Annotated in this window: 19 protein-coding genes; 9 read left to right on the forward strand and 10 right to left on the reverse strand. The window is 55.7% G+C overall.

Features of this window, described 5'->3' with window-relative positions:
- Positions 1-5 precede the first annotated feature (5 nt).
- The 3 genes from BK670_RS06080 to BK670_RS06090 form a co-directional block, all read right to left on the reverse strand.
- Positions 6-965, reverse strand: a complete 960-nt coding sequence (locus BK670_RS06080; RefSeq protein ID WP_007913915.1) for an AAA family ATPase — start codon at positions 963-965, stop codon at positions 6-8.
- A 128-nt stretch (positions 966-1093) separates the two neighbouring features.
- Positions 1094-2803, reverse strand: a complete 1710-nt coding sequence (locus tag BK670_RS06085) for an ATP-binding cassette domain-containing protein (RefSeq protein WP_123449028.1) — start codon at positions 2801-2803, stop codon at positions 1094-1096.
- A 354-nt stretch (positions 2804-3157) separates the two neighbouring features.
- Entirely contained in the window at positions 3158-3514 is a 357-nt protein-coding gene (locus BK670_RS06090) for a hypothetical protein (RefSeq protein ID WP_123449029.1), read from the reverse strand.
- Positions 3515-4018: 504 nt separating this feature from the next.
- Here BK670_RS06090 and BK670_RS06095 point away from each other — a divergent pair.
- The gene (locus BK670_RS06095; RefSeq protein WP_123449030.1) at positions 4019-8914 is read left to right on the forward strand and encodes an NAD-glutamate dehydrogenase; all 4896 of its coding nucleotides are present in this window, start codon (positions 4019-4021) and stop codon (positions 8912-8914) included.
- A gap of 165 nt (positions 8915-9079) precedes the next feature.
- Here the strand turns inward: BK670_RS06095 and BK670_RS06100 are convergent, their stop codons facing one another.
- From BK670_RS06100 to pdxR, 4 genes are all read right to left on the reverse strand, one after another.
- Positions 9080-9793, reverse strand: a complete 714-nt coding sequence (locus tag BK670_RS06100; RefSeq protein ID WP_123449031.1) for an ATPase — start codon at positions 9791-9793, stop codon at positions 9080-9082.
- 216 nt (positions 9794-10009) lie between these two features.
- The gene (locus tag BK670_RS06105) at positions 10010-10414 is read right to left on the reverse strand and encodes a cupin domain-containing protein (RefSeq protein WP_123449032.1); all 405 of its coding nucleotides are present in this window, start codon (positions 10412-10414) and stop codon (positions 10010-10012) included.
- Positions 10415-10674: 260 nt separating this feature from the next.
- On the reverse strand, positions 10675-10968 hold the full coding sequence (locus tag BK670_RS06110; RefSeq protein WP_123449033.1) for a putative quinol monooxygenase: 294 nt from the start codon (positions 10966-10968) through the stop codon (positions 10675-10677).
- Positions 10969-11091: 123 nt separating this feature from the next.
- Positions 11092-12525 carry a MocR-like pyridoxine biosynthesis transcription factor PdxR gene (gene pdxR, locus BK670_RS06115; RefSeq protein WP_123449034.1) on the reverse strand — a complete coding sequence of 478 codons (1434 nt, stop codon included), beginning with the start codon at positions 12523-12525 and terminating at the stop codon, positions 11092-11094.
- A gap of 313 nt (positions 12526-12838) precedes the next feature.
- Between pdxR and BK670_RS06125 the strand changes: the two genes are divergently transcribed.
- Positions 12839-13279 (forward strand): carboxymuconolactone decarboxylase family protein, encoded by a 441-nt coding sequence (locus tag BK670_RS06125; protein ID WP_008087990.1) that lies wholly within the window; start codon positions 12839-12841, stop codon positions 13277-13279.
- 100 nt (positions 13280-13379) lie between these two features.
- On the opposite strand, the gene BK670_RS06130 is transcribed toward BK670_RS06125, so the two are convergent.
- A complete protein-coding gene (locus tag BK670_RS06130) occupies positions 13380-13694 on the reverse strand; it encodes a hypothetical protein (RefSeq protein WP_123449035.1) in 315 nt (104 codons plus the stop codon).
- Between the two features lie 207 nt (positions 13695-13901).
- Between BK670_RS06130 and BK670_RS06135 the strand changes: the two genes are divergently transcribed.
- From BK670_RS06135 to BK670_RS06145, 3 genes are read left to right on the forward strand one after another with little or no spacing between them, the layout of a single operon-like run.
- Entirely contained in the window at positions 13902-14567 is a 666-nt protein-coding gene (locus BK670_RS06135) for a secretin and TonB N-terminal domain-containing protein (protein WP_123449036.1), read from the forward strand.
- The gene (locus BK670_RS06140) at positions 14564-15115 is read left to right on the forward strand and encodes an RNA polymerase sigma factor (RefSeq protein ID WP_123449037.1); all 552 of its coding nucleotides are present in this window, start codon (positions 14564-14566) and stop codon (positions 15113-15115) included. The genes BK670_RS06135 and BK670_RS06140 overlap by 4 nt, the downstream gene beginning before the upstream one ends.
- Before the next feature lie 31 nt (positions 15116-15146).
- Complete coding sequence (locus tag BK670_RS06145; RefSeq protein ID WP_123449038.1) at positions 15147-16085, forward strand: FecR family protein; 939 nt, start codon at positions 15147-15149, stop codon at positions 16083-16085.
- 837 nt (positions 16086-16922) lie between these two features.
- On the opposite strand, the gene BK670_RS06150 is transcribed toward BK670_RS06145, so the two are convergent.
- Positions 16923-17531, reverse strand: coding sequence for a prepilin-type N-terminal cleavage/methylation domain-containing protein (locus tag BK670_RS06150; RefSeq protein WP_123449039.1), 609 nt, complete (start codon positions 17529-17531; stop codon positions 16923-16925).
- Positions 17528-17974: a type II secretion system minor pseudopilin GspH gene (gspH, locus tag BK670_RS06155; RefSeq protein ID WP_007913940.1), complete on the reverse strand. Its 447-nt coding sequence runs from the start codon at positions 17972-17974 to the stop codon at positions 17528-17530. Before gspH ends, BK670_RS06150 begins: the two co-directional genes overlap by 4 nt.
- A gap of 120 nt (positions 17975-18094) precedes the next feature.
- Here gspH and BK670_RS06160 point away from each other — a divergent pair, with 120 nt between their 5' ends.
- The 4 genes from BK670_RS06160 to BK670_RS06175 all read left to right on the forward strand — a co-directional run bounded on the left by BK670_RS06160 (position 18095) and on the right by BK670_RS06175 (position 23293).
- Positions 18095-18526, forward strand: a complete 432-nt coding sequence (locus BK670_RS06160; protein WP_123449040.1) for a type II secretion system protein N — start codon at positions 18095-18097, stop codon at positions 18524-18526.
- A 288-nt stretch (positions 18527-18814) separates the two neighbouring features.
- Complete coding sequence (locus BK670_RS06165; RefSeq protein WP_123449041.1) at positions 18815-20251, forward strand: ABC-three component system protein; 1437 nt, start codon at positions 18815-18817, stop codon at positions 20249-20251.
- Positions 20241-20933: an ABC-three component system middle component 1 gene (locus BK670_RS06170; RefSeq protein WP_123449042.1), complete on the forward strand. Its 693-nt coding sequence runs from the start codon at positions 20241-20243 to the stop codon at positions 20931-20933. The genes BK670_RS06165 and BK670_RS06170 overlap by 11 nt, the downstream gene beginning before the upstream one ends.
- Entirely contained in the window at positions 20933-23293 is a 2361-nt protein-coding gene (locus BK670_RS06175; RefSeq protein WP_123449043.1) for an AAA family ATPase, read from the forward strand. The genes BK670_RS06170 and BK670_RS06175 overlap by 1 nt, the downstream gene beginning before the upstream one ends.
- Positions 23294-23523 lie beyond the last annotated feature (230 nt).

Consider the following 23523-nt stretch of genomic DNA (forward strand, 5'->3'; position numbering starts at 1 on the left):
GGGGGTCAAGCGACGGCTACGACGTCGAGAATCCGCTGCACCACCCGATCCTGATCGATGCCGGCGGCCTCGGCTTCAAACGACAAAATGATGCGGTGACGCAACACATCGAACAGCACCGCTTGAATGTCTTCCGGGCTGACGAAGTCGCGACCGGCCAGCCAGGCGTGGGCGCGGGCGCAGCGGTCGAGGGCGATCGAACCGCGCGGGCTGGCGCCGTAAGCGATCCACTCGGCCATTTCCGGATCGAACTTGGCCGGGTTGCGCGTGGCCATGACCAGTTGCACCAGGTATTCCTCAACGGCGTCGGCCATGTAGAGACCGAGGATTTCCTTGCGCGCGGCGAAGATCGCCTGCTGGCTGACGCGGCGTTCGGGTTTGGTTTCACCGTTCAACGCTTCGCCACGGGCCTGCTGGAGGATGCGGCGTTCGACGGCGGCGTCCGGGAAACCGATTTTCACGTGCATCAGGAAACGGTCGAGCTGGGCCTCCGGCAGCGGATACGTGCCTTCCTGCTCGATCGGGTTTTGCGTGGCCATCACCAGAAACAACGGCGACAGCTCATAAGTGCTGCGGCCGACACTGACCTGACGCTCGGCCATGGCTTCGAGCAGCGCCGATTGCACCTTGGCCGGGGCGCGGTTGATTTCGTCCGCCAGCACCAGGTTGTGGAAGATCGGCCCCTGCTGGAACACGAAACTGCCGGTTTCCGGGCGATAGATCTCGGTGCCGGTGATGTCGGCCGGCAGCAGGTCAGGGGTGAACTGGATGCGATGGAACTGGGCTTCGATGCCCTCGGCGAGTTCTTTGATCGCTTTGGTCTTGGCCAGACCCGGAGCGCCCTCGACCAGCATGTGGCCGTCGGCGAGCAGGGCGATGAGCAAACGCTCGATGAGTTTTTCCTGGCCGAGAATCTGCGTTGAAAGAAAGGTTCGCAGCGCCAGCAGCGCTTCACGATGTTCCATCGGTGACTGTTCCTGGAAAGGGGTGGCCACGCGCGTTCGGATAACGCCGGGGCTGGGGGCGTTACTTTAATCCATCGCGGGGGGTGGCGACTAACGGCATTTTGCAGAAAGGACCTTTTAACGCCCTTTTATTGGTTAACGGTTTGAAGGTCACTTAGCAGCCGTTTGATCGATGCTCTGTCCACCAGATCATGCCAGGGGCCATCTTCAATGATTTCGCCATTATGCATAACAATGACCCGGTCGAAGCGGTGTAGATGGCTGACATCGTGCGTTACGCAAATCAGACCTTGGCCGGCAAACGTCTCGAACAGCAACTCCCAAACCGGTGCGGCGAGCTTCGGCTCTATTGATGCGCTCGGTTCGTCAAAAAGGTTGAATTTACCCGGCCGGTTAATCAGTCGCAGCAGCGTCAGGCGTTTGGCTTCACCGCCGGAAATGTTGGCGGCATTTTCGTTGATGTCGCGCCCGCTGACGATCTCTTCAAGCTGTAAACGCTGAATGGCGCTGCGCAAATGCAGCGAAGGATTAACACCAAACAAAACTGACCTGTCGAAGGTGCCCTCCAGGAATTGCGGGGATTGAGGGCAGTAACGCAGTACTTGCAGATGGCTCTGAGCGTTCAAGCGATCAACGGGTATATCGTCAATGTTCAGTTGGCTCCTTACCGAAGCGTTCAGTCCGGCCAGCGCTTCGAGCAAGGTGGATTTGCCTGCGCCGCTAGGGCCGGTGATCGCGACCGATTGCCTCTGTTTGAAGTCAATCAGGTTTGCGATGGATAGCCGGACGGCGCCATTGTCGGTGATGACGCAGGGTTTGAGCCGTAACGTTGATTCGTCCTGTTGGGTCACTTCGCCTCTACGACCGTCATTATCAAAATCGGCTGTTTTGAGCAGTTGCTGGAGGCGGCGTTGATCCGCTAAAAACTGATCCAGCACTCGATAGCCTTCGGTCAAGGCTGTGATGTTCAGCAGGAACGTACTGGCGATGGAAAAGATCGCGACCAATTGCCCGACGCTAATGCTCGCGGCCCCCGACAATTGATCGACAACACCCCAACTTAACAATCCTCCTGTGGAAAGACTGATAAACAAGATCTTTGCCCCGCTTAACAATCCACCGGATCCCGCGACGGTTACCGCCGCTTCGGCATATTGGTTGAAGGCTCTGTTCAAGGGTTGCAGTGCGGTCTGCTCGGCGCGCTCCAGTTTTATCGATTTGCTTGCCTTCAAGGTGTTGAACAGGATCGCGCTCAGTTCATCTTCCTGCTCATTCACGGCATCAATATGTTTTCTGCGCCACCTGATGATTCGATGGGTGGCAAAAAGGTAAAGCACTCCAAGGCTCGCCATCGCGCAAAAGACCCAGGTGCCGCCCATGTACCAAAATGCGGCGGCAATGATCAGGAACTCCAGACACAGTGGAAAGCCCACCGTGACAAAGAACGTCAGCAGTTGCTCGTGGGCGGTGATTCCGCGCTCTACCGATTTGATGAAGTGACCGACGCGCCAAGTGCTGAATCGAGAGAATTCTTTTCCCATCAATTGCGCCATCCATGTAATGGACGCGTTCATCACAATCCGCTGGACGAGTTTCGAAAGAAGTAGTGTCTGCAGTGGTGCAATAATCGCCTGAGCGCATCCGGCCAAGACAAAGGCCGCTGTAAAGAAAAGTAGCGTGTTGAGCGTGGTGTGATCTGCGTTACTGAGCGAATCGACAATGGCACCCAGTAACAATGGCGGCGCAAGGGCTAGAAGCTTTAGCGAAATAATGGCGGTGATTGTTGTGATCAATAGCAGTCGATGCTTTTTGCAAGCTGTTCTGATGAGTGTCCGCATGGAGAAACTGCCTGTTGGTCGTTTTAATTAATTGCCACGGCTCTTGGTGTTATTTGCCAAAGTTCACAGGTGGGATAATTAATAGCAATGAGCGCGCGACCAGGCAATCAGATATCGGTGTAGGACTTCCGATGATTGTGTAGGGCGGTTCTTGTCGGGAAGTAGGATGAAACTTTACTCGGGTAAACGTGCAAGGCAGTGTGCTTGCATATTTATTGATATGTATGGTCTTTAAGTGTTTAAGGTTTTCAGCGAAAGTTGAAGCGAAACGCCCGTTACAGGACTGACAGTGGCGTGGCGCATTTTACTTGGGCACCATCGCCACTCAATTTACGTTTGGGATAGCAGGCCTGATCAGCCTAGCTCACTGACATAGGTGCCAGTCCCATCAAGGATATTCTTCAGGGTCTCCTCAACCTCATCCAGATCCACCATATCCGGGTTAAAGCTGATCTCCAGCACATCATCCCCATTCAACGCATCGGCATCCGCCGCCGCAATCTCGATCTTCAGCAGCGTCGAGGTCAAAGTAACTTTCACCCCATCAAGCGTCGAAGGCTCGCCATCCAGCGTAATCTCCAGCTCATCCTCATCCGGATAGCGGCTCATCAGAAACATGTCGCCCTTGTCGCTGTGGCAGCAGAGCATGGCCATGTTGTCTTCTTCGTCATCGCATGGGTTGACGATCAGTAGGGCGGTGGTCATTTGCATGGTCAATTCCTGCCTCAAGGGGCGTGTCGGTCGCTAATGGGCGCGATTCTGCCAGCCCTCGGGAATTTCTGCATGTGAGAGTGTCAGAGGATGTGTCGTGAACGCGACATGGGTCAATGGTCATTTCTGGCACGCATGTACCGTAAATCCGGGCATTCAGGCCGCCGTTTTCCGCCACGACTGCTAGTGTTTACCGGTGCCAAACCCTCGGTTTACGTGCCAATGACCGAATATGTCGCAGCACCGCAAGCAGACACATTGTCGCACCCTTTAAGCTGCGCAACGGATGAGCACCCGTAAAGGCATTGTCGGCACCGCTGGCAGTCGCTTTTGCAGATGCTCATTCTATGGAAGGTGAATGTGACCTGAGTGTCCCGTCCAGCTTCACCCACCTGTCCCCCTGTTTCCTCTGCCCGAGAATCAGGAACAGGGCGACACAAGCCCCGAAAGGGGTGTTGCACGCGACGCTTTCCATCAATAACAAGCTTAAGCGGAGTACCACAGATGGCGTTCTTCACCGCAGCCAGCAAAGCCGACTTCCAGCACCAACTGCAAGCGGCACTGGCGCAGCACATCAGTGAACAGGCACTGCCACAAGTGGCGCTGTTCGCTGAACAATTCTTCGGCATCATTTCTCTGGACGAGCTGACTCAACGTCGCCTCTCCGACCTCGCTGGCTGTACTCTTTCTGCGTGGCGCCTGCTTGAGCGCTTCGATCACGCGCAACCGCAAGTGCGCGTCTACAACCCTGATTACGAGCGTCATGGCTGGCAGTCGACCCACACCGCGGTCGAAGTCCTGCACCACGACCTGCCATTTCTGGTCGACTCGGTCCGCACCGAGCTGAACCGCCGCGGCTACAGCATCCACACCCTGCAAACCACCGTGCTCAGCGTGCGTCGTGGCAGCAAGGGCGAGTTGCTGGAAATTCTGCCAAAAGGCAGCACCGGCGAAGGCGTTCTGCACGAATCGCTGATGTACCTGGAAATCGACCGCTGCGCCAACGCGGCCGAACTGAATGTGTTGAGCAAAGAGCTGGAACAGGTTCTCGGTGAAGTCCGCGTTGCGGTCGCCGATTTCGAGCCGATGAAAGACAAGGTGCAGGAAATCCTCGCCAAGCTCGACAACAGCGCGTTTGCCATCGATGCCGATGAAAAGAACGAAATCAAAAGCTTCCTGGAATGGCTGGTGGGCAACCACTTCACCTTCCTCGGCTACGAAGAGTTCGTGGTCACCGATCAGGCCGATGGCGGCCACATCGAGTACGACCAGAACTCCTTCCTCGGCCTGACCAAACTGCTGCGCACCGGCCTGACCTACGACGACCTGCGCATCGAAGACTACGCCGTTGCCTACCTGCGCGAACCGACCCTGCTGTCGTTCGCCAAGGCCGCGCACCCGAGCCGTGTGCACCGTCCGGCCTACCCGGACTACGTGTCGATCCGTGAAATCGACGCTGACGGCAAAGTCATCAAGGAACACCGCTTCATGGGCCTGTACACCTCGTCGGTGTATGGCGAGAGCGTGCGGGTCATCCCGTTCATCCGCCGCAAGGTCGAAGAAATCGAGCGCCGCTCCGGCTTCCAGTCCAAGGCTCACCTGGGCAAGGAACTGGCGCAGGTCCTCGAAGTGTTGCCGCGTGATGACCTGTTCCAGACCCCGGTCGACGAACTGTTCACCACCGTGATGTCGATCGTGCAGATCCAGGAACGCAACAAGATCCGCGTATTCCTGCGCAAAGACCCGTATGGTCGTTTCTGCTACTGCCTGGCCTACGTGCCGCGCGACATCTACTCCACCGAAGTGCGCCAGAAGATCCAGCAAGTGCTGATGGAGCGCCTGAAGGCCTCCGATTGCGAGTTCTGGACATTCTTCTCCGAGTCGGTACTGGCGCGCGTGCAGCTGATCCTGCGTGTCGACCCGAAAAACCGTCTCGACATCGACCCGGTGCTGCTGGAAAAAGAAGTCGTGCAAGCCTGCCGCAGCTGGCAGGACGATTACGCCGCACTGACCGTCGAAAGCTTCGGCGAAGCCCACGGCACCAACGTGCTGGCCGACTTCCCGAAAGGCTTCCCGGCCGGCTACCGTGAGCGTTTCGCTGCGCATTCGGCCGTGGTCGACATGCAGCACCTGCTGAGCCTCAACGAAAAAAATCCGCTGGTGATGAGCTTCTATCAGCCGCTCGGTCAGGTCTCCGGCCAGCGCGAGCTGCATTGCAAGCTGTACCACGCCGACACCCCGCTGGCACTGTCCGACGTCTTGCCGATTCTGGAAAACCTCGGCCTGCGCGTGCTGGGTGAATTCCCGTACCGTCTGCGTCACACCAATGGCCGCGAGTTCTGGATTCACGACTTCGCGTTCACTGCCGCTGAAGGCCTGGACCTCGACATCCAGCAACTCAACGACACCCTGCAGGACGCGTTCGTCCACATCGTTCGCGGCGACGCCGAAAACGATGCGTTCAACCGTCTGGTACTGACCGCCGGCCTGCCATGGCGCGACGTCGCGCTGCTGCGTGCTTACGCCCGTTATCTGAAGCAGATTCGTCTGGGCTTCGATCTGGGTTACATCGCCAGCACCCTGAACAACCACACCGACATCGCTCGCGAGCTGACCCGGTTGTTCAAGACCCGCTTCTATCTGGCACGCAAACTCAGCGACGACGATCTGGAAGACAAGCAACAGCGTCTGGAACAAGCGATTCTGACCGCACTGGACGACGTCCAGGTGCTCAACGAAGACCGCATCCTGCGTCGTTACCTCGACCTGATCAAAGCCACGCTGCGTACCAACTTCTACCAGACTGACGCCAACGGCCAGAACAAGTCGTACTTCAGCTTCAAGTTCAACCCGCACGCGATCCCTGAACTGCCGAAGCCAGTGCCGAAGTTCGAAATCTTCGTTTACTCGCCACGCGTTGAAGGCGTGCACCTGCGCTTCGGTAACGTGGCGCGTGGTGGTCTGCGCTGGTCCGACCGTGAAGAAGACTTCCGTACCGAAGTCCTCGGCCTAGTAAAAGCCCAGCAAGTGAAGAACTCGGTCATCGTGCCGGTGGGTGCGAAGGGCGGCTTCCTGCCGCGTCGCCTGCCAATGGGCGGCAGCCGTGACGAGATCGCGGCCGAGGGCATCGCCTGCTACCGCATCTTCATCTCGGGTCTGTTGGACATCACCGACAACCTGAAAGACGGCGCGCTGGTACCGCCGGCCAACGTCGTGCGTCATGACGACGATGACCCGTACCTGGTGGTCGCAGCGGACAAGGGCACTGCGACCTTCTCCGACATCGCCAACGGCATCGCCATCGACTACGGCTTCTGGCTGGGTGACGCGTTTGCGTCCGGTGGTTCGGCCGGTTACGACCACAAGAAAATGGGCATCACCGCCAAAGGCGCGTGGGTTGGCGTACAACGTCACTTCCGCGAGCGCGGCATCAATGTTCAGGAAGACAGCATCACCGTAGTGGGCGTCGGCGACATGGCCGGTGACGTGTTCGGTAACGGCCTGTTGATGTCTGACAAGCTGCAACTGGTCGCTGCCTTCAACCACATGCACATCTTCATCGACCCGAACCCGAACCCGGCGACCAGCTTCGTCGAGCGTCAGCGCATGTTCGACCTGCCGCGTTCGGCCTGGACCGACTACGACACCAGCATCATGTCCGAAGGTGGCGGCATCTTCTCGCGCAGCGCGAAGAGCATCGCAATCTCCCCGCAGATGCAGGAACGCTTCGACATCAAGGCTGACAAGCTGACCCCGACCGAACTGCTGAACGCCTTGCTCAAGGCGCCGGTGGATCTGCTGTGGAACGGCGGTATCGGTACTTACGTCAAGGCCAGCACTGAAAGCCACGCCGATGTCGGCGACAAGGCCAACGATGCACTGCGCGTCAACGGCAACGAACTGCGCTGCAAAGTCGTGGGCGAGGGCGGTAACCTCGGCATGACCCAACTGGGTCGTGTGGAATTCGGCTTGAATGGCGGCGGTTCCAACACCGACTTCATCGACAACGCCGGTGGCGTGGACTGCTCCGACCACGAAGTAAACATCAAGATCCTGCTGAACGAAGTGGTTCAGGCCGGTGACATGACCGACAAGCAACGCAACCAGTTGCTGGCGAGCATGACCGACGAAGTCGGCAACCTGGTACTGGGCAACAACTACAAGCAGACTCAGGCCCTGTCCCTGGCGGCGCGCCGTGCTTACGAGCGCATCGCTGAGTACAAGCGTCTGATGAGCGATCTGGAAGGCCGTGGCAAGCTGGACCGTGCCATCGAGTTCCTGCCGACCGAAGAGCAACTGGCCGAGCGTATCGCTGAGGGCCACGGTCTGACCCGTCCTGAGCTGTCGGTGCTGATCTCGTACAGCAAAATCGACCTCAAAGAGCAGCTGTTGGGCTCCTTGGTGCCGGACGATGACTACCTGACCCGCGACATGGAAACGGCGTTCCCGCCGACCCTGGTCAGCAAGTTCTCCGAAGCCATGCGTCGTCACCGTCTGAAGCGCGAGATCGTCAGCACCCAGATCGCCAACGACCTGGTCAACCACATGGGCATCACCTTCGTTCAACGACTCAAAGAGTCGACCGGCATGAGCCCGGCGAACGTCGCTGGCGCTTACGTGATCGTGCGCGACATCTTCCACCTCCCGCACTGGTTCCGTCAGATCGAAGCGCTGGACTATCAGGTTTCCGCTGATGTGCAGCTGGAACTGATGGACGAGCTGATGCGTCTGGGCCGTCGCGCTACGCGCTGGTTCCTGCGTGCCCGCCGCAACGAGCAGAACGCTGCCCGTGACGTCGCGCACTTCGGTCCGCACCTGAAAGAACTGGGTCTGAAACTCGACGAACTGCTGAGCGGCGAAATCCGTGAAAACTGGCAGGCGCGTTATCAGGCTTACGTAGCTGCCGGTGTACCGGAATTGTTGGCGCGTATGGTGGCGGGCACCTCGCACCTGTACACCCTGCTGCCGATCATCGAAGCGTCCGACGTGACTGGTCAGAACCCTGCTGAAGTGGCGAAAGCTTACTTCGCCGTGGGCAGTGCGCTGGACATCACCTGGTACCTGCAACAGATCAGCGCGCTGCCGGTTGAAAACAACTGGCAAGCCCTGGCCCGTGAAGCGTTCCGTGATGACGTCGACTGGCAGCAACGTGCAATCACCATCTCCGTCCTGCAACAGGGCGACGGCACTCAGGACGTCGAAACACGCCTGGCGCTGTGGATGGAACAGCACGAAAGCATGATCTCGCGCTGGCGCGCCATGCTGGTGGAAATCCGTGCGGCAAGCGGCACGGACTACGCCATGTATGCAGTGGCCAACCGTGAACTGCTGGACCTCGCGTTGAGCGGGCAAGCGGTAGTGCCTACGGTTGCTGCGAATGCCGAGCTTGAATTGGCATAAGTAGTGGCTGAATGAGAAAGCCCCGGTGTCGTGAGATGCCGGGGCTTTTTTATGCCTGAAGGATTTGTGCTGGCTGATGCGGCGCCATCGCGAGCAGGCTCACTCCTACAAGGGGAACGCATTCCAACTGTAGGAGCGAGCCTGCTCGCGAAAGGGCCCTTACATTCAATACAACTTCTGACCTTGTTTACTATCCAGCATCGACACTTTATCCGCCGGTGTGGCGACTAAATTATTGAGCGACTGGTCAAACTTCTGCAACGCCCGAACTTGCACATCCTGCTGCTGATTAATATCGGCAACTATCTCGTCCGAACCCTTGAAGTCCGCCCACACCGGCGTCAGTTCTCTCGCCTCTGAGCCTTTCGCCGTGCCGATATAGTTCAGCTGCGCATCATAAAAATCGGCACTGACATCGGCCTTAATGTCGGAACTGCGCGACGTGATCAATTGGCTATGAGTGTCGACGATTGCCACCACATCAGGCTTGGCCGCACGCAGGCTCTGCATGTCCGGATACACCGTCACCGAGCCGAACTGACGCTGCAGGGACGCGTTGACCCAATCCACCGCCATGTCCGGTTTGGAGCTGGCAACATAGGCGTCATGGATCGGCTGCACCAGCAGGCTCTGGCCGAAACCGGTGCCGGCGTTGGCTTGGTAGTCGCGCAAGTATTCGCGGTTAGTCTGGGTGCTCGGGCTGTAGACCACGCCGAGCGATACGCCGGGGCCGCTTTTTACCTGGGTGGCGCTGCTGCGGCCGGTAGGATGGGGGAGCAGGGTATCCAGTGACGAAACCGCTTTGGGCGCGGTGGGGACAGAACAGGCGGACAATGCTAAAACCGATATCGCCAATACACTGGTGAACGCAAGTTTCATGGTGTTTCTCCCGTGAAACAACATCAGTCGGAAAGTTTCAAAGTCGTTAAACACGACCGTTAATTCAGACTAAACCCGCCAACCTGACAATTTGCTGAGCTAGCAGCAGTTGATTAGGTTCATTTGCTGTAACACGGTGCGGTTAATTGCGCCGGGAAATAAAAAGGCCCAAATCAGCGATTTGAGCTCTTTTATTTATGGCTGATTAAACAACCATCAGTTTTTCAGCGGAATCAGCACTTGCTCGTCCGGGGCCAGCACCATGAACACCAGCAACTTCGCCGGTTTGCTTTGGCTGGCATTTTTCGACACCAGATGCTCGGAGCCGGCGGGCTCGTACCAGAACTGGCCCTTCTTGTAAGTGATCGGTTGTTCACCTTTGACCTGGGAAATCACTTCACCTTCCAGCACGTAAGCCATGGCGGTGCCGTCGTGTTTGTGCGCGATCGAGGACTGGCCGGGTTTGTAGTCGACTTCGATCATCATGGCTTTTTTGCCCGGGGCGTTTTTCAGCAGCTGGTCTTGCAGGACGGTGACCTTTTCTGACGGATCGTGAGCGAAGACAGTCGAGGTGCAAAGGCTCAGGGCGAGGACGGCGGCGAAGCAGGGCAGGGCTTTCATGGCGGGTTACCTGTGATGATCGGGGTGTTGCTGATCACAGTAGTCCGCAGGGCGGGGCATTCAAACGGCCAATATTCGGGAAGATCAGGTGACCAATCCAGGTCGGACGAAAGACAACTGTGGCGAGGGAGCTTGCTCCCGCTCGGCTGCGCAGCAGTCGCAAAACCGGCCAAAGCAATTCACCTGAAGGAATTGGGTCGCTGGTTTTGGGGGCGCTACGCACCCCAGCGGGAGCAAGCTCCCTCGCCACAGGTGTGTGTTCAAACGATGGGAAAGCTGTTGAAGTCGACGCTATTGGCCAATCGGCTATCGATCAGGTCAATAAACCCCTGCGCCTCGGGCCGGTTGAAATGCGCCTGCATCGCCGCTTCCGACTGCCAGCGGGCACTGACCGTCCAGCGGTGGCCGTCCTCGGGGCAGCGGTCGACCAGGTAGGAATCGCAGCCCGGCGTTTCGCGCAGGGTCTCGACGATCTTCTGCAGTTGCCTGCCCAGTTCCTCCGAACGGCCGGCGGCAGCCTGCACCTGTACCGTATTGATCACTTCGTTGGACATTGCTCACACTCCTGAATCAGGCCGGACGAATCCTGCTCATTGAGGGATAACGCCTGTGCAGGATAGGCCTGCACCTATCGATCACCAATAACCAATCGGCGGTTAATCGCCCAGACCAATCATTCAGGCAACTTGTTGCAGAATGTCGCGCAGCCGATCCAGGGCGATATCGATGTCGAGGGTTTCGATGGCGCCAAAGCCGAAGTACAGCCCGTTTTTCGGCGTTTGCTGGTAATAGAAACCGTTGATCGCATACAGGCCGACTTCGACCTTTTTCGCCAGTTCGATCACCAGCGGCAGGTCGATCGGCACCTTGCAGAACACCGTCATGTGGAACCCGGCACTCGGCGGCACCGCTTGCAGCCACGGCGAGAGATCGTCGGCCATGCGCGCCAGAATGCGCTCACGGCGCTGCGCGTAAATGGTGTGGCAGCGGCGGATATGCTTGAGCAGGCAGCCCTCGGCGATGAACTTGGCCAGCGCCCATTGCGGCAGGGTCGAGGCGTGCAGGTCGGTGAGTTGTTTGGCGCGGATCACCGCTTCGAGAATCGCCGGCGGCAGGATCGCGTAACCCAGGCGCAGCTCCGGCAGCAGGGTTTTCGAGAAGGTGCCGACGTAAGCGACAATGCCGCGTTGGTCGAGATTGAACAGCGAATCGGTGGGCCGGCCTTCGTAGCGGAATTCGCTGTCATAGTCGTCCTCGATGATGATCGCGCCCAACTCATGGGCGCGAGCCAGCAAGGCTTCGCGGCGTGCGTGGCTCATCGGCATGCCCAGCGGGAACTGGTGCGACGGCGTGACATAGATGAGCCGCGTGCCATCAGGAATGTGTTCAACCTGAATGCCCTCGGCATCCACGGGAATCCCCACCACCTCGGCGCCATGGGTGGCGAACAGCAAGCGTGCCGGCGGATAACCGGGATCTTCCATCGCCACCCGGCTGCCGGGGCTGATCAGCACGCGGGTGATCAAATCCAGCGCCTGTTGCGCGCCGTTGCACACCACGATGTCTTCGTCCTGACAGTTGATCCCGCGGGAAAACGCGATGTGCCGGGCAATCGCATTGCGCAGCGCCGGCAAGCCCTCGGGCAGGCTGTAGAAACCTTTGGACTGCGTCATCTGCCGCATCGCGTGGGACACGCAGCGGCGCCAGTCGTCCTGGGGGAACTGGCCCTTGCTGGTGGCGCCGCCGATAAAGTCGTAGCGCAGCGAACCTTCCAGCGTCGGGTGACGCAGAAACACCGGCAGATTGCGCCAGCTCTCGATCACCTCGGCGCCGGCCAGTTCGGTGTGGCTTTGTTTGCGCTGGATCTGCGCCGGGCGTGCGTTGACGTAGGTGCCTTTGCCGATCACCCCGGTGAGGAAGTTTTCGTAGGTCAGTTGGGCGTAGGTGTCGGAAATGGTCTTGCGCGAGATGCCCAGTTGCTCGGCGAGCAGGCGGCTGGGTGGCAATTGCGTGCCGGCGGCCAGACGTCCGGATTCGATGGCGCCGCGCAGCTGTTGGTACAACTGACCGGCCAGATCCTTGCGGCCGTTGATCACGACGTGAAGTTCCATACCGACGAGGCTCCCGAGGCTATTTGGCGTGCCCGCCAGATTACCGCTGTTGTTTGATTGGCAATAGTTGCCTACCCGAAAAACCCGAAATTGGCCCCAATCCCTGTAGGAGCTGCCGAAGGCTGCGATCTTTTGATCTGGCTTTTGTTTATAAAAACCAAAGTCAAAAGATCGCAGCCTTCGGCAGCTCCTACAGGGGGATTTATGTTTGGCAGGGGGCAGTGGTGTAGCGGTTTTCCGTGCAATTGGGGCTGTAATGCATCGCTGTCGGGGTTTACGGTGAAGTCATTATTCCGTCTACCGAGACCTGCCCATGTCCCCGCGCCTGGATTACTACAACGCTTCGCCCAAAGCGATGAAAGCGATGATTGCCATGGAGGCGCTGACCGCCAACCTCAGTATCGAGCAGCCGCTGCTGCAACTGATCCGCATCCGTGCCTCGCAGCTCAATGGCTGCGCATTCTGCACCGACATGCACTCGGTGGACGCGCGCCGGGCCGGGGAGAGTGATCGGCGTTTGTATGCGATTGCGGTGTGGCGCGACAGCAACTTCTTCAACCCGCGCGAACGTGCGGCGCTGGCCTGGGCTGAGGCGGTGACGCTGCTGGCGGAGAGCCGGGTGCCGGATGAGGTGTACCAGCAAGCGCGCGAGCAATTCAGCGAAGGCGAACTGGTCGACCTGACCATGGCCGTGACCACCATCAATAGCTGGAACCGCCTCGCGGTGAGCTTTCGCCAAACGCCTAGCGATTGAAGATCAAAAGATCGCAGCCTTCGGCAGCTCCTACAGGGAAACGATCAAAATCCCATGTAGGAGCTGCCGAAGGCTGCGATCTTTTGATTTTGACGTTGCCTTAATTCGCCGGACGTTGCGGTTTCACCGAGGTGCCGAAGGTGTTGCCCATTCGCGTGCTGGTTGCGGCCGGTGTCGCCAGTCCAACCTGATTCGGCGGTCGCTTATTTACCGGCACATTCAGCGCTTCCTGATTCTTTTCCGCCGCCGCCGCGCCTTCCGGGTTGTTGCCCATCTGCTGGCTCAGGCAGTCGTAATTCGGCGCCTTGTAACCGCCGACCGTCACCTCGACACAGCCCAACGGCTGCTCGGCATAAGCGCTCGACAGCGCCATCAACAACAGCCCGCCCAGGCTGATTCGCCACAGTGTGTTCATGCTCGCCTCCTGGCCGGCCCGAAGGGGCCGCGCTATGGCTTGAGTCTAGTGCAAGCCTTGCGCAATTCCCGTGATGGTTTTTTTGCACCGCCCGTCACACCAGATTCATAAACAGCCCTCAGGATGACGATTTCCAAGGATTCGTCAGCCGTGCAGCGAGGCAATTCCACGGACGGTTTTCAGCGTTCAACGAGGCTTGTGCGCCGGATGTGTCTGGGGTGGCTGCTTGGCTGTTCGGCGGGCCACGCCATGGCCGACGCGGTGCCGGCGGACCTGCGCATGACGCTGCACATTCCGGCACAGGATCTGGCGCACGCGCTGGATCAGTACAGCCACTCCACTGGCGTTGCAGTGCTGGTCGACAGTCAGTTGAGTCGCGGTCGTCGCTCGCTGGCGGTGGACGGTGAATACACCGCCGCCGATGCCCTGCGTCGATTGCTCGGCGGCAGTGGTTTGATGGCGCGGTATGCCCGTGACGATGCGTTTACCTTGCAAGTGGCGCAGGTCGAAGACGTGCCGGCGCCGCCACAAAAACAGACGCCGGAAAGCGTCGCGGTCAACCGCAGTTACGCCACGGCGGTGCAAGCGGCCATCGAGCGCAACCTGTGCCGCTCGCCGCTGACCCGTCCGGGCAGTTATCGCGCGGTGTTGCAGGTGTGGGTCGGCCGCGATGGCGTGGTGCAACACAACCGGTTGGTCACCTCGACCGGCGATGTACGGCGCGACAACGCGTTGGTGGAGAGCTTTCGCAATCTCAGGATCGACCGGCCGACGCCCAGTGCCTTGCGTCAGCCGGTCACGTTGCTGTTGTTACCGGAGTCGTCAGGGAAACGCATGGAATGCACCAAATGGGAAGGAGTTTCCGGGGGATGAAAGACACCGGACAAGGTTCGATGGTCCAACTGTTCCTGACGTCCTACGAGGACTTTCGGGTGCGCCTGCGCAGGCGTCTCGGTTCGGAAGATCTGGCCAACGACGTGCTGCACGAAACCTACCTGCGGGTCGACCGCATGGAGACGCCGCCGAACGTGCTGCGGCCCAATGCCTACCTCTACCGCATAGCCCTGAACATCGCCGCCGACCGCCGCCAGGCCGACGCGCGCCTGCTCACCGGCGAAGAAGTCGAGGAGCTGCTGCAAATCGGCGATGAAGCCCTCGATCCGGCGCGAGTGGTGGGTGGGCAAAAGGAAATCCAGTCACTGCTCAACGCCCTCTACGAACTGCCCGCACGGCGCCGCCGAATCTTCATCGCCGCGCGTCTGGAAGAGGCGCCGCACCTGGAGATTTCTCAGCGCTTCGGCATTTCCACGCGCATGGTCGAGAAGGAAATCAAAGCCGCATTGGGCTTCTGCGCCGCGAAACTGGAAAGAAAAGTGTTTCAGCGGTTCGGTCGCGGGGCCGGAAAACCGTCTTCTGAATAGTGCCCGATCAATTCGTTGAGAATCTGCGCGTTTGAACATCTTTCGACTGACACCTGCCGAGCCCTCGGCGGCCGACAATCTGCACAGCGAAGCCCGCGACTGGCTGGTCCTGCTGACCTCCGGCCGCGCCACTGTGGCCGACGCCCGCGCCTTGCGCGAATGGTGCGCGCAGAGCGCCGAGCATGCGCGCGCGTTCGAAGAGGCCAAGCGGTTGTGGCAGCAACTGCAACCGGCCGTGGAGCAAATGCAGGCGCCACGGCGTTTCGGTCGCCGCGCCTTTCTCGGTGGTGCGATTGCCGCATCGGCGGCGTTTTTGCTGGTACGCGGGACGATTCCTGGTGGTTTTGAAGGGCTGGGCGCTGACTACATTACTGAAGTCGGGCAGCAGCGCCGATTTGAACCGGTGCAGGGTGTGAGCCTGGAGCTGAACACGCAGACGCGGATCAACCAGCGTGCAGTGTCTGACGGTGTGCAGGGTTTTGAGCTGGTTAGTGGTGAAGTTGAAGTGCAGACCGCGCGGTTGCCGTTGGCGATGCAGGCTGGGGGAGGGTGGTTGCGTGCGAGTCAGGGGCGTTTCAACTTGCGTAATACCGATCAGCAAGTCTGTGTGACTTGCCTTGATGGCGCGGTTGAAGTGGATGTTGAGGGGCGTAGCCTGCGTCTTGAGCCGGGGCAGCAGGTGACTTACGACGCGCGGCAGGTTGGCAGTGTGCAGAGTGTCGACACGGCGGCGGTGATGAATTGGCGTCAGCAGGTGCTGGTGTTCAACGGCGCTACGCTGAGCCAGATGATTGATGAGATCAATCGCTATCGGCCGGGGATGTTGTTGCTGCTCAACCGTGAGCTTGGGCAGCGGCGGGTGCAGGCGCGCTTTAGCCTTGATCAGCTCGCTGGCGTTGCGCTGCTGATTCGCGACGCTTATGGCGTCAAATGCACTGAGCTGCCGGGTGGCGTCGTTGTTTTGAGCTAGTGGGTTTGATTGGGTACATATCCGTTGCTGCGGTTATGGCTGCTTAGGGTTCCGCCCTTACGGCGGGTCACTTTTTCCAGACGCCGAAAAAGTAACCAAAAAGGCTTGCTCCTGCGTGCGGCCCGCTCGCTGGGGCTCGGGGTTCCTTCGCTGCGGGATCCATCCGGGCGCATCGCCTACGGTTTGCTTCGCTGCACCTCCTCTCGATGCATTTGGCTGCGCCAAACGGTCGCTGCGCTCCCACCCCCGGATGAATCCCTCCACTCAGCCTTCCGACGTCGCCCGTGGATCAAGATCAACAGCTGCAGCCGAGCTAACGCTCATCCTGTTGAGTGGGGCGGCTTTGCCGCTGGGGCTGTACGCACATTAAAAACTGTGGGAGCGAGCCTGCTCGCGAAGACGGCCAGCCAGCCAACCAATCTCTTGCTGATGTACCCGATCCAACTGTAGGAGCGAGCCTGCTCGCGAAGACGGCCCACCAGCCAACCAATCTCTTGCTGATGTACCCAATCCAACTGTAGGAGTGAGCCTGCTCGCGATGACGGCCTAACAACCAACCAATCCCCAACTGACGCCCCCCAATCCCACTGTGGGAACGAGCCTGCTCGCGAAGACGGCCCACCAGCCAACCAATCTCTTGCTGATGTACCCGATCCAACTGTAGGAGTGAGCCTGCTCGCGATGACGACCTAACAACCAACCAATCCCCAACTGACGCCCCCCAATCCCAATGTAGGAGCTGCCGAAGGCTGCGATCTTTTGATCTGCAAAATCAAAGTCAAAAGATCGCAGCCTTCGGCAGCTCCTACTGGGATATCCGATATTCAGGGATCGGCTTCACTCCAGCGGCCCAATCACCTGCCGATACTTCTCCAGCCCCTGCGCCGTCCCCCGACTCAACCGAATCTCCAACCCCAACGGATCCTCCCGCCGATTCCCGCTCAACTGCCGCCAGCCCTTATCCACCTCCCAAACCCGCACCTGCACATCACTGACATCCTGCAACACCGCCACCCCATTCCCAGGCGCCGGCAACGGATACCGACTCCGCGCCTCAGCCACTGCCCGATACAACGTGCCGCCCTTGACCCACCACCGCACCCGCTGCAACGCCCCCGGCTGATCCGCCGCCGTGCGAATGATGTCCAGACGAAAACCCTTACTGTCGCTACTGCGCACAGTCAGTGCGGGCGGGGCGCTCGGCGGCTCATCATCCACCCCAACCTTCTTCGGCTCGGTCAACTCAACCCCCGCCCGCATCTCTACATCCCGCTGCAACTGATTCAGCGCCCGCAACAAACCGTCACTCTGCTCACTGCTCGCCTGCAAATGACTGTCCGCCCGCGTCACACTGTCCAGCCCCCGCCAGGCAATCAAACTCACCACCGCCATCAACAAAATCGCGACCATCACCTCAATCAACGTAAACCCTTGCTGGCGCTTCATTGCAGGCTGATCCTGCCGCTGCCATCGCGCAGCACACTCAAGCGATTCAACCCATCCGACAACGTCAATTGCAGCGGCGGATTAATCCACTCAGCGTTCAGCACGACCTTCTGTTTCGGCTCCACCCGCACCTCCATCTTCGGACTCTGCCAGGCACGCGGCCGCAACTGCGGATCCTGCGCGAAATGATCAAACCCCTTGCCACTGTCACTGCGCCGACTAAAGCGAAACCCCTTGGCATCACTCACCCACACAATCGGCCGCCCATCCGCGCGGGCTTCCGCCTGCGCCACCTGCAGCAACTGCGCCACACGCTCGGCATCCTTGCGCAGCAACTGCAGCGGATCGGGCTTGATACTCAGGCTGATCGCCGCACTGGCGATGCCGATGATCACCAGCACCACCATCAACTCGATCAGCGTAAAACCCTGTTGCCTGTTCATCGCGCGCGCGCTCCTTTGCGTCCTGCGCCATCGTGCACGGCCAACATGTAAGGCGTGTGAAATAAAACGGAGAGAATTGCCGCGTAGGCTGACAGCAGGGATAAAAAGGAGATTCAGCCCATGACCTTCACCGCACGCGTTTCCCCACCCCAAATGGTCCAGGCCCTCGCACTGCTCGCGGCGCTGGTCGGCGTGGCGACATGGTCGTCGCTGCTGCTGACCTCCGCCGAATCACACACCCCGGCAGTGGCCCCGCAGTTGCTGGCGGCGCGCAGTGATAGCCCGGCGTTGCAGTGGTTTTCCAATCAAACGGCGCCGATGGATATCAAGGTGAGCGGGGTGATGGCGGGGAGTCGGGGGGCGGTGGCGATACTGAGTTTGAACGATGGGCCGCCGAGGAGTTTTTTGCAGGGGGAGAAGGTGGGGCCTGGGGTGAAGTTGGTGGTGGTGGAGGGGGATGGGGTGGTGATTGAGCAGGGTGGGGAGAGGGTGAGGTTGGGGGTGGAGAGGTTGGTGGAGGGGGTGGTGTTGCCTAGGTTGGTTAGGCCGTGAGTTTTCAGGAGGGAGTCAGTTATTTTGGCGGTTCAGTCTGGTAGAGGGTTTTGGATTGCCGGGAATGTACTTGGTTGCTTTTGGCCTGAGGAGGCATGTCGTGAATGTCCTTTAGCGCACTATGCGGTATTGGGCGCTTCAGATTTCCAACGGTCGGCCTCGCCAAAATATTTGTATAGTGGCATTGTGCATTCAACTGCTCAAACGCTCGACCATCCGAGCGTTTGCGCAGAAGGAAGCACCCATTGAAGAAAGCTGGACGCTGAATTCTTACAAGGAACTGCAAGCATGATCCACGACGCGACTCCCTCTTGGAGTGGATACAATTACCAAGGAAAGCTCGCTATTCATTACGTACTTTGTCATATACGCGAAAAGCTTAGCGCTGATCCTACGTACACCTTTTACGGTGACTCAATCGTTTTAGAGAACAACGAAGATTTTGAATTGTTCGTAGCCGGGGAGTTGGTGTCGTTTCATCAGGTTAAAGCTTACGACAAACAAAGTTTCAGTTTATATGATGAGGCGCTTTTTGGGCTTGCACTGAATTTGTACAGCCAGCCAGGGCCATTAGGCTATATACATACTTGGAAGACTATTAATCTTCCGGCTGGTAAAAGTTTGCAACAGGCAATCGAAGGTTTTATCAGGGAACTGATAAGTGAGCATGATGCTAAACCGGCGTCGAGCACTATTTTCAAGGCGGTAAATGTTGCGCAGGATAGAAACAAAACGGCGAGAATCATAAAGCAGGCATTTGATGATTTTACCGTGGGGCAAGTCTATGATGCGCTCCAAGCTATCGTGGCTGATCCGCTATTGGCATTAGATAGAATACAAAGCTATATGTATAGTGGGAGCCCGTGCTGCAGTATTGATGATATAAATGATCTTATTAAGTCGAAGCTTCAAGAAGTTCTTGTCATAAGGGGAGGAGTAAATACTACAAAGCAGATCGATAGCGGCTTTCACCATTTGCTGGAAATGGTGGATGTTTATGTGACGGAGCGACACCTGCAAAAGCAAGCATCTGACCTACTGCATATCGAGATATCTGACATTGTCACAATTTTGGATGCGAACTATGAAGATGTAAGTAGTAGGTATTTGGCCGTTAAATTCAAAGAGCGCTTTTTCTGCCTCTTTGATGAATTTGTTAACAATCCTGACTATTATTCAACACCAGAAGATTTGGAAGGGTTTGTTTGTAACCTTTCCCAGATTCGATATGAATTATTGGGTGCCGGCCCAGAAAAACTTTTCAGCTATTATAAAAATTTTTCGCCATCTGTAAAGTTTGACTCACTAACAAATATTGAGCAAGCCTTGGCGGTCAATGAAAACGGTGTAACCGACGTACTGCTCAGAATTTTTAATGCTATAAACTGCAAATCTTGCGAAAATGACGAAGGTAATAATAAATTAGTTTATCGATCACTGGCCCAGCCAGCGAATTATTATCTTCCTACAACTATAAATGATCGATCGCCTACTAGTATTGCCAAGAAGCTCAGGGCCAATACACGGATCGTCGAGGATTTATATGAAGTTAACAATATGATTTACGGCGGACCGCAGAAAATATCACTGAATGAGCAAGCTACTACCCACACTACCGCACCACCGTCGGCCAACGTGGTAGAAGAAGAGCCCCGTGACGATTATTTTAGCAATCTTCAGCTAATACCCATTCAACAAGCAATGGACGAATTAAATGCTGATTAGTCTGATAGACAAAGTTTTTTTGAGTAACGGGTATGAAGCTGTAAATTTCGAGCATAGCTATGATGAGCTGATAACAAGGCTTTTCAAGCCTAAAATCGCCGAAAACAAAGCCGAATACTATCTAGTTGTAGAATGTAAAAAAGCTACGAGTCAGCATGCTGAAATGTTGCTTTCCGAGTGGGCGGACGGTTTGCATTTGAAAGTTAGAGAAAGCCCGAAAGTGGATAGAGTCTTCTCAAAAAATTGCACGATGATAATTTGCTGGCCTGAATTTTCCATCACTAGCAAGCAAGTGTTTCAGTTAGAAGAGGATCGATACAATTTCAAAAAAAATGTGATCACCTACAGCTCGGAAGAACTCGCGGATTTGAAAGATAAAAATAGTGATTTTACACTTTTAAAACTCAACGAGTTAGTAGGTCAGGGTGATGGAACGTATTTCCAACGTTTCAAAGAGAAATCTGCCGAGCTTGAAAACTATTATTCTCTTCTGCTGAAGATTTTTATAAAAATACCTTTTGTTACCTATTTGCACGACCCCAAGCGACTATTTGATCTGGATTCATCTTTAGTTTCCAATCTATCCAAAAGTGAGTTGGATTTGTATGAGTTCTCGCTGGAGATTGATGAAGGTCTTGATGATGAAGAATTAATGTCCGAATTCTTGAAGAGGACAATCTAATGCTAAGGCTATCGAGCATCGAATTTACTAATTTCAAAGTATTCGGTAGCGACACCTACCGGATCAATTTTAATAGTAGCGATCTAATCCTCCTGGATGGGCCCAATGGGTATGGAAAAACCTCGGTTTTCGATGCAGTCGAGTTGGCTCTTTCCGGAACAATTAAACGTTTCATAAGCACGGACGGTCGTCAGACTCCTGAAGATGTGGTTGTTGCTTATGACCCTCGATCAGATGTACTAATTGATGTGGTTCTTTCACGCTCGCCAGAAGATCTATTATCGTTCAGACGAAAACTCAAATCCCCAATACCTACGGGCGCACAAAAGATATCTCGCTTTCCTGAACTTTGGGATGTGTTTATTAGAGACGAGTCAGGTTGGACGCCCGCAAAGCAAACGGACGTAGACAGAATTCTCAAAAATAAAAACTTCACTAGAGACTTTCACCTTTTCCATTATGTCCAGCAAGAGGAGGCGGCTTCATTTTTGAAGTCAAATAGTGAAACTGCACGGGCTACTGAGATATCACAGCTTTTTGGCGATACCGCCGCTGCAGAAGCCAAATACACACGCCTGAAAAATACTGAAAAGCGACTTGCTTCTCAGCGTACAATACAGCTTCAGAAAGCCGAACTATTAAAGAACAGCCACAATATAAATGGCGCTAAGAATTCCACTAAAGTAGGTGAAGTCGAGCACCGTTACCTGCTTCCCTGGTTACTAGATACTTCTAAATCTCCAGAATGGGATTTGCCGAAGTTTGAAGCATTCAATCAGTCAAAGTTTTCATCATTTTCCAGCGAGCTTGATCGGATGCTGGAGTTTGTTAAGAATCGAGATTTTTATCTTAGCTCTCTTCCGTACTCTAGAGCCTATCGGTCACCTGACCTCCTATCAGATTATCTATGCTTTTACAATTCTTTAGGTCATATCCAGGGGCTGGACGAAAGAAGGTCGAAAGATAAGGTACTTGAAAGATCTCATACCGCTTTGGTGGGTGGCGATATCCCCGATAACTTACTCCATATTTTTGACCTGTTAGGGCGACGTGATTTTGAACAATTTCAGAAAGATCAGGACACGGTAAATGAGCTTCGTAGGACGAATTCTGGACTTAAAGCAATCTACCGAAAAATCGTTGCGCAACATAAAGAGCTGAATAACTCCCTAGCATCGTTACCTGAAGAGTCTAGATGCCCGTTCTGTGGTAAGCCTCACGAAAATCATGATCAGCTTGAGATTGCCGCTTCAATTCGTGTAAGTGACTTTTCAAAGCTGTTGTCGAATCAGGATGTATCAATCCTGGCACTGGAAAATAGTATAAAAAGTCGTTTTATCGATCCCGTAATTTCGCAGATAGAAGAATTTCGGGCTAAGAATACTGTTCTTTCAGATGACGCGATGGCATCGTTGATAAAAGCAGATCTCACCAAAGAGCGCTTGATTAAATTTGACGCGTGGTTAAAAAACTGCCCATTCAGTGTCGATGACCTAATGTTTCCACCATTGTCTCATCATGTAGATGCTGAAAAACTTTCTTCTAATCTTGAGGAGATGATGCGTCGAATACATAAAAACACTCCGCCTGCTTCGTTGGAATACCAACTCGCAAATGAAGGCGATGCCTTTGATCGGATGTTCAGAGAGTATTTTGGTAATCGCAACGGCAATCTCTTGTCGATCACTGAGGGAAATGTGGAGCAGAAGAGGAAATATCTAGAGTCTTGTTTTTATTCGTCATTTCAAATTGTGCTAAAAGATATCGCAACACATATAGAGAACGCAGAAAGGTTAGAGAAGGTGGAGAAAGAACTAGCCGGAATTGCAGTGAAAGTGCTTAAAAGAATTCGCCAGTATAAAAAGAAGTTGATTGGCGACATCGAGATTCCGTTTTATATCTATTCGGGTAAGATATTACAGTCACACCAATCCGGAATTGGGCAGGGTGTCTTTCTTAAAGACCCTACCGGCGGAGATGAACTTAAAAACGTTAGATTAGTATCAAATTACCAGCGCGATCATGATGTCCTCAATACCATGAGTTCGGGGCAAATTTCAGCAGTAGTTATTTCACTAACTCTAGCCTTAAACAAGATTTATGCTAAAGAATTCTCACCAATCCTGATTGACGATCCCGTGCAAACCATGGATGACATCAACATGTCTTCGTTGGTCGAGTTGTTGCGCAATGAATTTCCTGACCGGCAAATAGTGCTATCAACACACGAAGATAAGGTGGCTAAATATTTTGTCTACAAATATCTAAAATATGGTCGGAAGGTACGTCAGCTGAATCTTATGACAGGGGAAGAGTTTGATTCATTAGATAACTATGTATACGCACCTTTGGTCGGCTAGATCACAATAAACCGCCCCGGATTCCTAGCCACGTCTGGGCGATTCCTTATGGTCGAAAGTGGCTGTCGTTATTGGGAGTAATGGCAGCGGAACGGAGGATAGTCTGGCGCGATCATAAATTGAGAAGGGGACTGATTTATTTCCAAAAAATAAATCTGAGAATCATCTGGCGGGCGTCCCCACCTCATGGAGGTGCCGCAGTAAGGCCTCGATAAACACCAACGTTTAAA

Source organism: Pseudomonas fluorescens (assembly GCF_003732425.1).
Taxonomy (GTDB): Bacteria; Pseudomonadota; Gammaproteobacteria; order Pseudomonadales; family Pseudomonadaceae; genus Aquipseudomonas; species Aquipseudomonas fluorescens_BE.